The organism is Marinomonas vulgaris (assembly GCF_018145875.1).
Lineage (GTDB): Bacteria > Pseudomonadota > Gammaproteobacteria > Pseudomonadales > Marinomonadaceae > Marinomonas > Marinomonas vulgaris.
This window is the reverse complement of record NZ_JAGSSV010000011.1, coordinates 72,775-88,373: the sequence shown is the minus strand read 5'-3', so window position 1 is coordinate 88,373 and position 15,599 is coordinate 72,775. Positions and strand designations below refer to the sequence as shown.

Genomic DNA, 15,599 nt, shown 5'->3' with positions numbered 1-15,599 from the left:
TAAACAGATGAGCGAGTTACTAACGGGCCGTTATCTGTACAAACACCAGAACATCTTAATCACTGGCCCGACAGGGGCGGGGAAAACGTATCTTGGTTGTGCACTGGCGACCAGCGCCTGTGATCAACAACACGCTGTCAGGTACTATCGGTTAACCCGCCTTCTCGACGACCTGAGTGCAGGTCGATTGGATGGTACCTATCAAAAACAACTTCAGTCACTGGCTAAGAAAACCTTATTGATCCTCGATGACTGGGGTATGGAAAAACTGAGCCAAGAGCATGCAGGACACCTATTAGAAGTGCTTGAAGATCGTTATCAAAATAGCAGCACCATCGTCATCAGCCAACTTCCTGTGAAGGAGTGGTACAACATGATTGGCAACGCCACAGTGGCAGACGCCTTAATGGATAGATTGGTACACAATAGTCATCGGATAGAACTGGGAGGTGAATCAATGAGAAAACTGGCGCAATCCGGCCACTTAGAGTAAAAATAAGACGAGAGAAAAAAGGCAAGATCAGGTGGCCGGATTAAACCGAAATGGGCGATCGCAATCACCGGAATACGCAACCAACCCGGCTTACTCTTGATCTTGTAGGTCGGGCTTTAGCCCGAAGGCCACAAAACCCGCAACCCAAACCATCAAGACACGTGCGCTAATCCTCACGTTTCTTTTTAATAGCCATATCACCACACAAATAATATCTTCCGCTATCGGCCTAAAGGCACGACCTACAAGACCCTACCCAACATACCCATTGGGGTTATTGGACTGCCAATGCCAAGCATCTCGGCACATGTCTTCAAGGGATAAGCTGACTTGCCACTGTAAAACGTCTCGGGCTTTTTCAGCATTGGCGTAGAATTCAGCAATGTCACCTGCCCGTCGTGGCATGATGTCATAGGGAATCGCTTGTCCAGAGGCGACTTCGAAAGCATGAACCACGTCGAGTACGCTGTATCCCACGCCGGCACCTAAGTTGTAGGCGTCGATGCTTTTGCTGGTTTGGCTAGCGAGTTTTTCCAGGGCTTTGATGTGCCCTAATGCTAGATCCACCACGTGAATGTAATCACGCACACCTGTGCCGTCTGGAGTTGGGTAGTCGCCACCAAAGACGCTCAGTTTTGCCCGTTTGCCCACCGCCACTTGAGTAATAAAAGGCATCAGGTTATTGGGAATCCCGTTGGGGTCTTCGCCAATCAGTCCACTTGGGTGTGCGCCAACGGGGTTGAAATAACGCAATAAAGATACATTCCAGCGTTTATCTGAGGCGTAAGCGTCCTGCAAAAACTGCTCTATCATGACCTTGGTACGGCCATAAGGGCTGGTGGAACTCAAAGGGAAGTGCTCAACGTAGGGAATCGGATTGTTTTCCCCATACACGGTGGCAGACGAGCTAAACACCAGATCAAAAACGCCGTGACTTGCCATAACATCCAGCAAGTTTAACGTGCCAGTCAGGTTGTTATGGTAATAAGCCAAAGGCATCTGTGTGGATTCCCCTACGGCTTTTAGACCCGCAAAGTGAATCACCGCTTGAATGTCGTGAGCATCAAATACTTGGCTTAAAGCGGATTTTTCTAACAAGTCGACCTGATAAAAAATCACCTGCTTTTCAGTAATACGCTCAATGCGTTTTAGCACTTCTGCATTGGAATTACAGAGGTTATCCACCACAACCACCTGATAACCTTGGTTCAATAACTCAACACAGGTATGGCTGCCGATGAAGCCGGTACCGCCGGTGACTAAAATAAACATTCCGAACTCCATATTAAAATTGATCTTGCAGATTAGATAAGCCGAGGGGGCTTGCTGTGAACTGACGTTAGCCTATTCATCGACACCTATCATCACCAAAACCATATGTAAGAATTAAAGGCCTTTCCGCCCTAACACGACAAAGACTGTCCTGATCAAGGTCTCGATCTCTAACCATATACTCCAGTGTTTGATATAGTAAAGATCGTACATGAGTTTCTGGCGGGCATCTTCTGTGTTGGCACCATAAGGGTATAAGACCTGCGCCCAACCTGAGATACCAGGGCGGACGAGATGACGTTCATGATAGTAAGGAATTTCTTTTTCGTAACCTTCAACTAAGATATTCCATTCCGTACGAGGACCAAATAAGTGCATATCGCCAACAAAGACATTCCAGAGTTGAGGAAGTTCATCGATACGAGTACGACGCATTATATTGCCAAATGGAAATATCCTTGGGTCTTCTTCTTGAGTATAGGGGTTAAACGTTGAGTTCTCGTGCATACTACGGAATTTAATCGCTTGAAAGTCTTTTCCATTCAAACCAACACGGGATTGTTTAAAAAAAGTAGCACCGGGTGATTCTTGTCTTATTTTGCGAACTGCGTAAAGCATGACGGGCCATGTCAATAAAGCCAAACTGACACACACAAAAATATCCACAACTCGTTTTGTTAAATAATTAATTCTGTTGTAAGAATGAATCCTTTCGAGATAACTCAGTTCTGTGGATTCGTAAGGTATGTAACACTTGCGTAGGAAGTTTTCCATGAAATGGTGCAAAGCTAGAAGTTGAACACCCTTAAGATCTAAATGGGTCAGTTGCTTAATAAGTTGAGGTTTAGCAGACTTATCCAGGTTCATAACAAGAAAATCCGGGGAAAGCGATGCAACCTTGTCGCGTAAAATAGCCTCGTCATATTCCATAACGGTATGCAATTGAACGTTATGTCGTTTCAATTGGGCCAATTCAAATTGATTAAACTGATAGCCATTTCCTAGTACTAGTATTTCAGTACTACCTTTTGAATCTGATCGACTTTTTTGATTAATAAAGACCTTAATAAATAATATCGCAAACGGTGTAAGTGCAACCCAAATCAATATGACAGATCGAGCGAAATCAAACATGGTCAGATTGAAATAAGCGATAACCATCAATACTAAAACACTTAAGGCCCATGTCTTGAATACAATTTCAATCTTCTTTGCTATCGACCTTTCTACATAGCGGCTGTAACCACCCAAAAGCTGAGTAGAGAGGAGGAATAAAATACCAGAAAATATGCCAAGCCAAGTATAAGCGTCTTTCCATACTTGGTCACTAAATAGAAACAGCACACACAGTAAAGTAAGCAATGGAGCACACAAATCAACAACACAATACATCCAAATTACGCGGGCTGACTGATATCGAGGAACGTCTTTTTTCATCACAGGAACCTACTTTAAGTCCATTAAATTAAACGGAAATACTGTAAAAATATTAGAGCTACTCTCGTGGTTATTATATCAATCCTAACGTTTTAATAGAAAAAAGTAATAACCGTACTTAAAAATCTAAATGATAATACATAAAGTCAAAACTATTACATAGATATTATGTGGAATCATCTGGCAAATCTGTAAAGCAAGCGTTTAATAAACATAGGAGATAAACGCAATACAGATCTGGCTACCAAAGCAGACACTAACTCATAAAAAGTCAAAAAACCAATGTGGCGTTGGAACCTTATCAGTTCAATTTCACGTTTTAAAAACTTAAAACCACGCCGTCTCATCATTTCAGAACCTGATCGCATTTTCACTAAAGTGATAGGTAAGTTAGCTAGTTTATAACCTCTTACAATAAGAAGAGACCACAATGCATAATCCTGAGCGTTTCTAAACAATGGATAACCGCCAACAGTTTCTACTACGCTCTTTCGAAAAATAGCTGCAGGGTGACTCAAAGGCGAGCGCTTTTTTGCAAACACTACTATATCCTCATGGATCAAAGGAAGTACTCGCGTTGATAGAACGGCATTGGTGTCATCAAACTCCTCAATGACACCGCTCGATGCAGATACTTCTGGATTGTCCAGCATAAACTTTACCTGTGTATCAAAGCGATGTGGTATTGCAATATCGTCTGCATCCATGCGTGCGACCAAATTATACTGACAATACTTCAACCCTTCATTTAAGGCACAAGCAAGACCTACATTTTCTTTTAAACTAACTAAAGTAAGAATATTATTCCCTAATCGAGAAAACCAAGAATTAATTACTTCATTCAACTCTTGGTTTAAAGGGCCGTCTTGCACCAAAACGATTTGACTAGGTTTCAACAGCTGATCATCCCATATGCTTATCAAAGCCCTATCTAGGAAAGGTGCTTTATCGTTAGCATATACAGAAATTAAAACGCAGAAATCCATTAAAAAACATCCATTGAATAAAGTCTTCTTTCACCTGAAAACACAGAATCAAAAAAGACTGTTTTTCCATCTTGAGAAAATCTAGGGTGTAGATCACATCGGCTTTCACCTTGAAACTGAAACCCATGAAAGAACTCACCTATCTCTTTAACTTCACCAGTTTTCCAATTACACAATATTAAATGCTGCATTCTAGCTTTGTCCGGATAAGTATCCGTTATAAACCAATCACCATTGACATGAGGGTGTCCATCACCATACTTAGCGAGTTTTTCATGTTCAAATGCTTTAAACTCAATATTATTAACATCAAGAAGCCAATAACCATCAACTTCTTCTGGCCCTCTCATATAACCAAGAACGGTATTATCATCAGCCCAAAAACAATGACTAACCATTCCAAAATCACTCAGTAAAGTTAACTCACCAGTCTCAGCATCCGCTAGGAATAGCCTATCGAAACGACGTTTACCAATTAGGTAACGGTGCATAAAAATAAAGCGTTTTCCATTAGGTGAAATCATGACATGATTCGCTTTATGAACAGCTTCCGAGAATATAGGTGAAGACTGAACCTCACACATCTCAGCAAGTGAAACTAACAGAGTTGAATCACCTGTTTTGTAATCTACTCGCCAAATACCATCATTATCTAAAGAATTCATTTCTTCATTAGACATTTTAGGCAAGTTTCTATAGCCGTAGTCTGGCCTCAAAGTCATTAAACGTCGATAATTTATTGATAAAAAATAATCTGTACCGAACGAATCCTGAACAGGGAGTTCAAATTCTCTCTCTTGTTCTAAATTTCGTGTACTGATCACTTTTGCAACATAACGATTATCTGTAGAATTAAAATCATTATAAATAAAAAGCTCATCGTTTAACCAATGCAAGCGAGTTCCTTGTTGCCAATTATAAGCGCATGCGGGTATAGACATTTTTTTTGCAAATACATTTTTTTCAAACAAAACAATATTTACTGAAGAATTAACATTTGGTAAGCCGCTAGTTGCTGAGCTTTCGGTGTTATGACAAAGCACAAGGCCATTTTTATTGCTTGGTGACTTATCATAATAGCCAAAAAAGGACTCAGACTCAGAAGAGATAACGGCAAGGTCAAATTTAGACTCGTGAGCAAATGGTTTCTTATTTCGAATAAAAACAAAGTGTGCGTAAGCACTTTTTACAATTTTTTTTATAAAAGGTGCTTTTGCTAATATACGAGCAATAGATCTTTCTACAGGGTTGAATGAACTCATTATTTTTCCAAAATTTTCAAATAATAATCTTGATAATGTCCTGACATAACTTCAGCAGAGAAAACTGTATTGGCAACTCTTTTTGCGTCCTCTTTTGAAGTAGAGTCGAAGTTTCTCGTAGCATTTTCAAACTCACTTACCAACGCTTTCATACCATTTTTCAATTCAAATGTACGACATGCGCCATCACACTCTTCATAGATTTCTTTGTGAGGTAAAATATCGGACAAAAGGACAGGCAAACCAGACGCCAGCGCTTCCAATACAGTATTAGGTAAACCTTCAGACAAAGAAGCCGACACAAAATAATCTGCGGACGCTAAGTAATCCGAAACATTATCCACATTCCCAACAAAAAATACGCCCTTACCAGCTAAAGATTCGAGTTTCTCTCGCTCAAAACCATCGCCAACAACAACCAAACTACCCAGCGAGCCACTCTCAAGCTTCCATTGATTAAACGACTGTATAAGCATTTGCACATTTTTTCTTGGTATTAGGCTACCAACGGTGATAAAGACTGGCCCTTCATAGTCATAAGATACAGCATTAGCTTGGATTTCTTTATTAAAAGACACTCCATTTTGAATTGCATAACTAGCTATTCCAATCTCAGTTAACATAGCTTTTATTGACTTAGAACAAGCAATAACATGCTTACAGCTTTTTTGAACAGCGGCATGCTTACGAGCCATCAACAACCCGCGGGCTTTTCCAAATTTACTAGGATAATCATCAAAAGGGTAATTTCGAGAAGTCAGCATCCAAGGTTGGTGAGGTTTAATAGTAGCAATTAAAGAATCAGAACGAATCCCTTGTGTATAAATCAAATCGGGCTGAGTATCATTAATCAGCTTCCTAAGCTCTGATTTGGCAAAAAACAAACCACCCAAACGAGAAAGGTTCAAGGAATACATTTCAATATTCAACGATTCATAATCCTGCCACTTAGAATCTTTAACTTCAGGAGAAAGGGTTATTAAAACTGGCACAAAAACAGAACGATCAATATTTTTAATTATATTAAAAAGCTGATTAATAGGCCCACTTCTTTTAAGGGTACTAACAATATATAATATTTTTCTCAAGTTAAATCCCCAACTGCATTCTAGTTGCATGAAAACTATAAACAAATAAACCGAAGACAACAGACATAAGTAATCCAAAATAAAATCTAGCATGAATACTTATTATGTTTGGCCGATGAAACAAAACAAAAGTGTAGAGTATTGGCAATAAAGCACTGGCATAATAAAGATATCGTGAACTCAATAGCAAAACTGGCAAAGTAAACATAACAAAAAAAACGATTAACATATAAACCTTGAAAATAAAAAAATACCCATCATTATTAAATGCTTGCCTGTACCTACCTATATAATAAAAAACAACTAATGAAAAATATAAAATGATAACTTTAAAATAAACAAGATTATTGTTATAATCTTTACTTGAAAAACTTTCAATCTTTTGAAAGAAACCACCCATTACACCTAAATTAGCCAAAAAAAACTGAGAAAATATCGGAACAAATGGCAGTATCAATATCAAAAAAAACACATATCTCACATTAATATTTGTATTTCGTACAACAAAAAATATGCCCGCGACAACTATTGTTGAAAAGTGCGAAAATATGGCTAAAAACAAAGCAAAGTAACCTGAAAAGCGATAATTCTTAATAAAAAGACCCGCTGCTAATAAAATTAAAGAAAGCGCTAACCCTTGCCTAACTACATTTGTAAATAAAAAAACAAATGTAGATGTCAAAACAAAAAATGACAAACTCATTAGAAACATTTTGTTAGACTGAAATATCAATCGCAATCCGATAAAAGATAGAAGATAGAAAAACAACGTTTGGATTATAAAGAACGTCTCGAATGACAAACCGGCGAGGTTACCAAGGTATTGAGTGAAAGAAAAAAATACATTCCCGTGATAAGCATTGAATATGTTATTAAAGTTTTTCTGCTCTTTATACATCCACAGATAATTTCTAGAATCTGCGGGAGCAAGTGGATCACGCAACAATAAAAGCAATACACTCGATATAAATATAAAAAATACACCAACAATCGAGTATCTACTTAAACCCTTTGTAAGCCCTAAGAATGCAAGCATTGCTGAAACCAAAACAAAAGGGTAAACATAAATTGCCAATAAATCAGTCATTTGAATTGATTCCATTTCAAAAAATCACAGCACCACTTAGCTTTTAACTAATTCCTATTTACCAAAGACCTTGTATCAAATCCGGCAATATCTTCTTTTATCTTGATTACCATATGAAACCCATAACTAAAGTAGTGTTCAGCGTAAAGCATTGAATATTCCAAGATAGATTCTATGCTTGCTTCGATATGTATGCAACCTTGTTTACTTTCTTCATTCCAAATAAAGCGAAGGTTAGAAATAAGGTTAGCAAGGCTTTCAAAAAGCCTTAACCGGATAACAACTTAATATAAAATTTGCACCTTTAACCACCAGACCTGGTGCCTAAAGATATTTACTCTTGTTGTACCAAGCAGAGAGCAGGTAGATCCGATAGAGCAATCGGCCAGCAGTAGCTGCTCCCCAACCGGCCCCGTTCATGCGGTTTTTCATTCTATTGACCATTTTCATCAGGCCTGCTTGTTTCCATAAAGCGCACCGCTCAATCTCTTTAGTGATACCTTCCCAGTTTTGCAGAACAATACTTCGAGAATCGTAAGAAAAGCCCAGTTTACCCAAAGCATCAGACAGAATTTTTTTCGCATCTGAAAAGTTCAATCCGTTCATAGCGAACCGCGCTGTAACAAGTTTAGCTTTTCGACAAAATCAACTAATGAGCTACAATGAAAGCCTTGAGTAAACTTTGTTATGTCTCTTTTATCAAATTTTAAAAAGCTACTCGAACTGAAAAGCTTTAAAACTTGATCCTCGTTATCGACTAAATAACCTGTTTTACCATCTAATATAGCTTCTTTAGCGCCCGCAGCATTTCTCGCTAAGGCCGGACAACCACAAGCCTGAGCTTCAATATAAACCAATCCTAGTGACTCTTCATAATTTGATAGTAACCAAAACAAATTAGCGTTAGAGTAAATTTTCACCAAATCTTTTCTAGGCAATGAGCCCAAAAACAAAATTCGCTCATCTAGTTTAAGTGCTTTAACTTTATTTTTAATTTCCTGTAAATCATTACCATCACCCGCAATTAACCAAAAAAGATTTTTCTCACTTTTAGATACTAAGCGTTCAAAAATTGAAATCTTTTCAAGATAACCTTTCCCTAAAACAACACGACTTGCAGTAACCATTAAAAAAGCGTCTTCCGGTAAACCTAAGCTTTTTCTGTATGATGGATCTGGCTGTGGATAAAAAACATCATGACTAATGAAATTATGTAACACTTCAATTTTTTGTGACAAGTGATAAAGTTTTGTGTAGTTTAAAAACTTAGATTTCATAAAATCACTAACAGCGATTATTTTGACAACATTATTCAGCACACGTTTATAAACAGTTTTAAAAAAAGTCAGTTTACGATAATAGCTTGGCTTTAAAAAAATAGTTTCTGGCTCACTACCATGCAACAAAATGATTGATTTAGACAAACAAGTTTTATTAAAAAATAGCCCAGCAGTGTAAGCCGCACCCACATCATTCAAAACAATTAAATCGTACTCTTCAAAATCCAAAGCACTACGATAAGATAGAAACCATAACTTGTTAAGTTTCTTGACTTGGTGAACTATAAAATCATCAGCATATGAAGCGTTCTCACGCAAAGAAGTTAATACGGTTACATCATGCCCAGCTTTGGTTAAACACATGGCATATTCATCAGCAACAACACCCGCTCCACCAATAGCAGGTGGAAATTCATGGGAAAAAATTAATATTTTCATATAATATCTGATCTTATTTTTTCAAGCTTCTTTTTATGATACTCTGATGTGCTATTAAGGTACTCATTTTCAAAACTTATAATTTTCGAAGAAATTTTAAACGGCTTTATTTTTAACCCTATATTATGACATAATATTAATGCATGCATTCTTCCAGAAACAACACATCTACAATCTCTGGCAACCGCTAAAAAATCATACATATTATTAGATTTAGTAATTCTTAGTCTTGCTCCATACTCAACTTTTGAAGCATTATAAACATCCAATGAAAAATCATAATCAGCCTGTGTTGTCGCAGTAACAATAATTGTATTTAATGGGCTTTCGAGTAACATGTTATCAATTATCTTCAACCACTCTAATTTATACTCATTATAACTAAGGCATGGATTATTAGCTTCTTTTCGATACCTTTTATATACCATATAATCGACAGGACACACTAAATCTTCATACGTATCAATATCGTTTTGAATAATCTTTTTTTCTGAAAAATAATATGCGATATCCGGAGAATATTTTGCAGAGCCTCCAAATATTTTTCTGAAATTTTCAATACTTTTTGCATCTCTAAGATAAATATCATCAACAAAGCGGAAAGCAAGTTTATATAAAAAGGCATTAGCTAAACTAAACTTTTCTCCTACACCAACAGACACAAGCTTAATTTTAGTCCCATATAACTTCAAAAAGACAACATACAAAAGCATGGATAAAGAAAAACTACTATTAGATAAAATAAGTTGACCGCCACCAATTATAGCAACATGATACTTTTCTCTTGCTATAAAGTTAGCATTCTTAATATTTTTAGTGAAAAAGTATGTAAATTTTATAAAATCAGGTATTTTTTTCTTCCAACTAATTATAGATTTATTTTTTTTCGTTTTTGAAGGTCCAGCTCGGAATGAAAAATCCGCTTTAGTAATCACAACGGAATCATCTACCCCAAAAAAATCCGCCATAGCTTCTGATATTGCTTGATCTCCGATGTTATCTGAGTACATTTCGTTAACAATAATTATTCTTTTTTGCACTATACAACCTATTTTTTAACCAAACTATTTAGAAATATTTTACAAATAGCCCACATATAACGAATACTGTAAAAATCAAAGCTTCTTTTTTTGCTATGTGCTAATTTCCGACAATCCATTTTATAATTATTTAGTATTTTAACCACTTCTTTATTTCTAAATGTATTTGTAATATTTGAAGTATGACGTCGATAATATGCATATGACTTAGTTGTATATTTTATATCCCCATATTTAAGAGATTTAATATAATATAACCACTCACCATAATGTAAATATCCTTCATCCCAACCACCAACAGAATCAAAAACACTTTTTCTATGTAACATACCACAACTACTAATAAAATTATCAATAGACAATTCAAATAAACACTTTTTAGTTTTATTTTCCTGTTTCTTGTCATTGCGGGAAAAACCTTTCTCATCACCAAAAGCATCAATAAGTATACTATTACAATGTATACTGACTGTATTACTTTCAAATTCTGAAAGCATCAGTTCCACATGCTTTTCAGGCAATAGATCATCATGACCAAGTAGTATGAAAAACTCACTATTTGTACTACTAACACCTTTATTTACACTTTTCACTATACCTAAATTTTCATCGTTGAATAAAAGCTTAACCTTGCCTTTATAGTTTAGTAATAGCTCCCTAGTAGCATCTGTAGAAAAATCATCAACCACAATAACTTCTATATTTTGGTACGATTGTTCTAGGCATGAGTTAATCGTTTTCTCAATATATTTGAGTCCATTATAGGTTGGAATCACAATACTTACTTTGCCAGTCATTCAATTAACCTTAAATTTAAATAAAAATATCATAGCTATAGCATGTACAGCTGAGTTTATTGTGTATGCATAAACAGCACCTATCAAGCCAAACATACTAATTAAGTATGTAGATAAAACACATAAATTCAGTGAAAAAATAATTTCTGTTGCAACAGTATATTTCACCATACCTTTAGCGACCAAAACATAGCCAAATAGCCAACCAAAAACTTTTAAGCAATTCCCAACCATTTGCCAAAAGAACAACCCTCTCATTTCACTAAACTCTGCCGTATATAGCAGAGTAATAATAAAATCTCGAAATAAATACATACCGGTTGAGATCACAATAACTATAGGTATTATGATTTTAATTGCTGAATTCAGCTCCTTTTTCATTAAATCCTTACATTTAAGGCGAGATAATGTTGGCAACAAGTAAGTTGATAAAGAAGTTGTGATCAGAGTAAGAGAAAATTGTGATAACGACCACATAGCCTGCCAATTGCCAGCAGATGTAGATGAAAGATTATCAATTAAATAGCTTCTGATGTAAAAAATTGAAGCATTGGATGCCATTATTGAACAAAAAGTTATTATTGCAAAACCCAACAATCCTTTATATTGCTGCAAGTCTGTTTTTTGTGCGAAATATTCAAATTTAAACCAGACTTGTTTGTAAATCCATATTAGTGCAATAAAAAACACCAAGGACTGGTTAGTAACATAGGAAAGTAAAGCTCCATCCAAGCCAAATCTATAGCTAAAAATAGAAACCAAAGACAATGAAATCAAACTTGAAACTATATTGAGAACTATATATTCTTTTATCTTTTTCTTGCCATTTATTATGGCCATAAGAAATGAATTAAAAACGAAAAAAGGTAAACTAACAGAAAAAACTTTAAATATATAAGAGTAATCACTACTCCCTAAGAAATAAAATGAAAGCTTTTCTGAAAAGAAAAAATAAACAAAAAAGTTAATGAGACTTAGTGAAACTATTGTCTTAAATGCTGCAGACCATATCTTATGTTTAGCTTTGTCATCCTCATTGTATTCAGCAGTATACTTTGTTGTAGCTGTCTTTAGAAAATCACCTGCAGCTAGCATCGTTATATTTATAACACTTTGTAATTGCCCAATAAGCGCCACTCCTGTAGGCCCACCATATACAGCAATAATTTTAGTTATAATGAACCCAGAGAAAATCCTTATCAGTGTGGATATTCCAGTCAACATAGATGTTTTCAATAAGTTCATATTTTTCCTATTACTCTTGCTGGCACTCCTCCAGCAATTACATTATCTGGTAAAGAGCGCGATACAACAGAGCCATTAGCAATTGTTGAATTACTCCCTATATCGACACCTTTTAAGATAGTCACATTATTACCTACAAAAACATTATCACCAATTGTAATACCAGACTTTAAAACGACTCCGCCATTAAACCTACCTTTGGGGTCTAAGCAATGAAAATCCGAATCTAAAATCTGAAGATTTATACCAAACAAACAACACTTTCCAATTTTTATAGTGCAACCGTCAGAAATAATACAGGCATTATTATTGAAATATGTATTTTCACCTATTAAAATTTTACTATTCACCGCTCTAACCTCTAAGTAAGAATAACTAGAATAGAATAATGGTGATTTCTCCACACCAAACTGTACATTTCTTTCAATACTTAATTTTCCAATTCCTTTTGTCAGGACTGGTTGTATATAAACTAAATCAATTCGTTTTTCAGAAATGAATTTATAAAAAAATATCCTCATTTTTTTATAAATTAGAAGTAGCAATTTCATAATTAGTGTTTTAAAATTGCAAACCTATTAATTATATTTATAACCTTTCTAAACATAGACTCATTTAGTGTGGGCCCTATAGGCAAAGAAATCACTTTCTGATGTATTTCTTCTGTAATATTGTAAGTTATATTATTCCACAACCCATAGGCCTCTTGCTTGTGTGGCGGTATTGGGTAATGGATCAAGGTTTGAATGTCCGCTTCCAATAAATGCATTTGCAGTGCTTCACGCTTTTCGGTACGTATCACGAATAAATGCCAAACGTGGCTCTCGAGTCCTAATGGTGCCTCACCTACCGATAAAGGTAGAGTCAAACCAACATGGTTAATACCATCCATGTAAGCCTGCGCAACGTGGCGACGCTGGGCGATCTCTGTGTCTAAATGGCGTAACTTCACCCGTAACATGGCGGCTTGCACTTCATCTAAGCGGCTGTTAACACCTTGGTAAAGGTTTTCGTATTTTTTATGGCTGCCGTAGTTACCCAGTGCTCGTATCGTCTGAGCTAGCTCATCGTCACTGGTCGTCACGGCTCCTGCGTCACCTAATGCACCTAGGTTTTTACCTGGATAAAAACTAAAACCACTTGCATCACCCCAGTTACCCGCTTTTATACCATTAATACTGGCACCATGAGCCTGTGCGGAATCTTCTAACACCAATAAACCATGACGTTTAGCAATGTCCATAATAGCGGGCATATCGGCCATTTGCCCGTATAAATGCACAGGCAAAATAGCCTTGGTCTTTGCCGTGATAGCGGCTTCTGCATTTTTAGGGCACAAGTTATACGTTGCCAAATCAGGTTCGACTAATACCGGCACGAGACGGTTTTCCGTAATCGATAAAATACTGGCAATGTAGGTATTCGCTGGTACAATCACCTCATCACCTTCTTTTAACTTACCTAACTCTTTCCAGGCCCGCAGCGTTAGGGTCAGCGCATCCAAACCGTTTGCCACGCCAATCGCGTGTTTCGTACCACAATACTCTGCAAACTCTTGCTCAAAGGCTTTTACTTCTGTGCCTTGGATGTACCAACCTGAATCAATCACACGGGTACATGCCTCAATCATCTCATCGCGATACTGAGCATTAATGGCTTTTAAATCTAAAAATGGGATCATACTTTTTTATGTGCCATATTTAATTGCTTATTTTCATTCAACCATTGTTGAACATCGTTTTCGTCATATCCACGATGAAATCGTTTTCTCCAAGGATAAGCCTTTATCTTAGGGTTATCTGCGCACCTCAAAATATTTGCATTGCAAATAACCTTACCTGGGTTGCCTGAAAATAACATCCCTTCTGGAATATCAGTTTTAACGACTGAAGAAGCAGCAACAACAGTATCTTTTTGTATAGTAACACCAGGAAGGACAAGGACTTTAGCAGCTAAAACTGCAAAATCACCAATTGTCACACCTTGCAAGTTTTCACTTGGTGGAGTGGGATCATTAGTTAAAAGCACTTCAGGAAATAGCCAAACATAACTACCTATATTTGAAAACTTGCCAACATGAACATCGGCATGCATTTTAGTGTAGTTGCCTATACAGCAATCACCTTGGATATCGCCTCGCGAGCCTAATTGTACAAAATTTCCAATTAAACTATTTTCGCGAACAGTGACGTGATGACCAGTTGAAAACCCTTCTCCAATGATTGACCCAATATAAATTACAGAATGACTACGTATAATACTTCCTTTACCAATAGTGAGTTGTTTTACATTAGCCAAAGGAGTTGTTAAACCTAATTCACTATAAGATCCAACAACACAGTTATCTGCTAACTCAACATCGTCATGTATTATACAAAAAGCGCCAATAGTAACATTATGTCCAATTTTTGCATTTGAAGAGATGATTGCTGTTTGGTGTATCATAGTTATGCTGTACTACCTGCATCTACTGTTAAAGTTGTTCCAGTTACACCAGCCGCATTAGAAGAAAGCAAGTACAACGCTGCAGCCGCTGCATCGTCTACACTCGCTAACCGGCCAATACAACTTCTTCTTTTTATTTTATCTAGCTTCTCACCCTTAAGGTCACCAGTCATATTTGTTTCCATATAACCTGGAGCCAAAGTATTAACAGTTATATTAGCTTTACCGAGTTCTCGTGCCAGCGACTTGGTAAAACCACCTAAAGCCGATTTAGTGGCCCCGTATACACTCAAGCCATTAAAACCTGTAGACCCAATGATTGAACCTACATTTATTATTCTTCCAGTTCGGTTTAACAACATTGCACGAGAAACATATTTAGTAAATAAAATAGGCGCTTCTATATTAACTTTAATGATTTGGGAAATGTCACTCTCGTGCATTGTAGCTAAAACACCATCATTTCCTATTGCAGCATTATTGATTAATCCATACGGACGTCCATGTTCACTAGTAATTTTTTTTACAAGTTTAGAAATATTAATAGTATCCAAAAAATCGTATTTATAAAAACAAAAATCAACTGGATAGCCCTCAACTAGGTTTTTAATCTCATCCGTTGGCGTTCTACTTACAGCAATTACCTTATAATCACTTATTAGTAGTTGGTGACACAAAACTAATCCTAACCCTTTACCTGCACCTGTAACTATAACTATTTTTTTCATA

16 protein-coding genes are annotated in these 15,599 nt (G+C 36.5%); 1 reads left to right on the top strand and 15 read right to left on the bottom strand.

All coding sequences use genetic code 11. From position 1 onward, the window contains the following. On the top strand, positions 1-493 hold a 493-nt coding region (locus J9B83_RS10300), incomplete at its 5' end, for an ATP-binding protein (RefSeq protein ID WP_211536675.1). A gap of 252 nt (positions 494-745) precedes the next feature. On the opposite strand, the gene galE is transcribed toward J9B83_RS10300, so the two are convergent. The 15 genes from galE to J9B83_RS10225 form a co-directional block, all read right to left on the bottom strand. Then, a complete protein-coding gene (gene galE / locus J9B83_RS10295) occupies positions 746-1,765 on the bottom strand; it encodes a UDP-glucose 4-epimerase GalE (RefSeq protein WP_211536674.1) in 1,020 nt (339 codons plus the stop codon). Positions 1,766-1,879: 114 nt separating this feature from the next. Continuing rightward, entirely contained in the window at positions 1,880-3,202 is a 1,323-nt protein-coding gene (locus J9B83_RS10290) for an exopolysaccharide biosynthesis polyprenyl glycosylphosphotransferase (protein WP_236037244.1), read from the bottom strand. 176 nt (positions 3,203-3,378) lie between these two features. After that, on the bottom strand, positions 3,379-4,188 hold the full coding sequence (locus tag J9B83_RS10285; protein ID WP_211536672.1) for a glycosyltransferase: 810 nt from the start codon (positions 4,186-4,188) through the stop codon (positions 3,379-3,381). Next, the gene (locus J9B83_RS10280) at positions 4,188-5,450 is read right to left on the bottom strand and encodes a TolB-like translocation protein (RefSeq protein ID WP_211536671.1); all 1,263 of its coding nucleotides are present in this window, start codon (positions 5,448-5,450) and stop codon (positions 4,188-4,190) included. Before J9B83_RS10280 ends, J9B83_RS10285 begins: the two co-directional genes overlap by 1 nt. Continuing rightward, on the bottom strand, positions 5,450-6,538 hold the full coding sequence (locus J9B83_RS10275) for a glycosyltransferase (RefSeq protein ID WP_211536670.1): 1,089 nt from the start codon (positions 6,536-6,538) through the stop codon (positions 5,450-5,452). Before J9B83_RS10275 ends, J9B83_RS10280 begins: the two co-directional genes overlap by 1 nt. A gap of 1 nt (position 6,539) precedes the next feature. Beyond that, a complete protein-coding gene (locus J9B83_RS10270) occupies positions 6,540-7,625 on the bottom strand; it encodes an EpsG family protein (protein WP_211536669.1) in 1,086 nt (361 codons plus the stop codon). Positions 7,626-7,949: 324 nt separating this feature from the next. Then, positions 7,950-8,231 (bottom strand): hypothetical protein, encoded by a 282-nt coding sequence (locus J9B83_RS10265; RefSeq protein ID WP_211536668.1) that lies wholly within the window; start codon positions 8,229-8,231, stop codon positions 7,950-7,952. Then, positions 8,228-9,343 (bottom strand): glycosyltransferase family 4 protein, encoded by a 1,116-nt coding sequence (locus J9B83_RS10260; RefSeq protein WP_211536667.1) that lies wholly within the window; start codon positions 9,341-9,343, stop codon positions 8,228-8,230. Before J9B83_RS10260 ends, J9B83_RS10265 begins: the two co-directional genes overlap by 4 nt. Continuing rightward, a complete protein-coding gene (locus tag J9B83_RS10255; protein WP_211536666.1) occupies positions 9,340-10,383 on the bottom strand; it encodes a polysaccharide pyruvyl transferase family protein in 1,044 nt (347 codons plus the stop codon). Before J9B83_RS10255 ends, J9B83_RS10260 begins: the two co-directional genes overlap by 4 nt. A gap of 8 nt (positions 10,384-10,391) precedes the next feature. Beyond that, complete coding sequence (locus J9B83_RS10250) at positions 10,392-11,180, bottom strand: glycosyltransferase family 2 protein (RefSeq protein WP_211536665.1); 789 nt, start codon at positions 11,178-11,180, stop codon at positions 10,392-10,394. Beyond that, entirely contained in the window at positions 11,181-12,425 is a 1,245-nt protein-coding gene (locus tag J9B83_RS10245) for an O-antigen translocase (RefSeq protein WP_211536664.1), read from the bottom strand. After that, positions 12,422-12,976: a DapH/DapD/GlmU-related protein gene (locus J9B83_RS10240; RefSeq protein WP_211536663.1), complete on the bottom strand. Its 555-nt coding sequence runs from the start codon at positions 12,974-12,976 to the stop codon at positions 12,422-12,424. Before J9B83_RS10240 ends, J9B83_RS10245 begins: the two co-directional genes overlap by 4 nt. Positions 12,977-12,978: 2 nt before the next feature. Beyond that, complete coding sequence (locus J9B83_RS10235; protein ID WP_211536662.1) at positions 12,979-14,106, bottom strand: DegT/DnrJ/EryC1/StrS family aminotransferase; 1,128 nt, start codon at positions 14,104-14,106, stop codon at positions 12,979-12,981. Continuing rightward, positions 14,103-14,870 (bottom strand): acyltransferase, encoded by a 768-nt coding sequence (locus J9B83_RS10230; RefSeq protein WP_211536661.1) that lies wholly within the window; start codon positions 14,868-14,870, stop codon positions 14,103-14,105. The genes J9B83_RS10235 and J9B83_RS10230 overlap by 4 nt, the downstream gene beginning before the upstream one ends. A 2-nt stretch (positions 14,871-14,872) precedes the next feature. After that, a complete protein-coding gene (locus J9B83_RS10225; protein ID WP_211536660.1) occupies positions 14,873-15,598 on the bottom strand; it encodes an SDR family NAD(P)-dependent oxidoreductase in 726 nt (241 codons plus the stop codon). Between the last annotated feature and the right edge of the window lies 1 nt (position 15,599).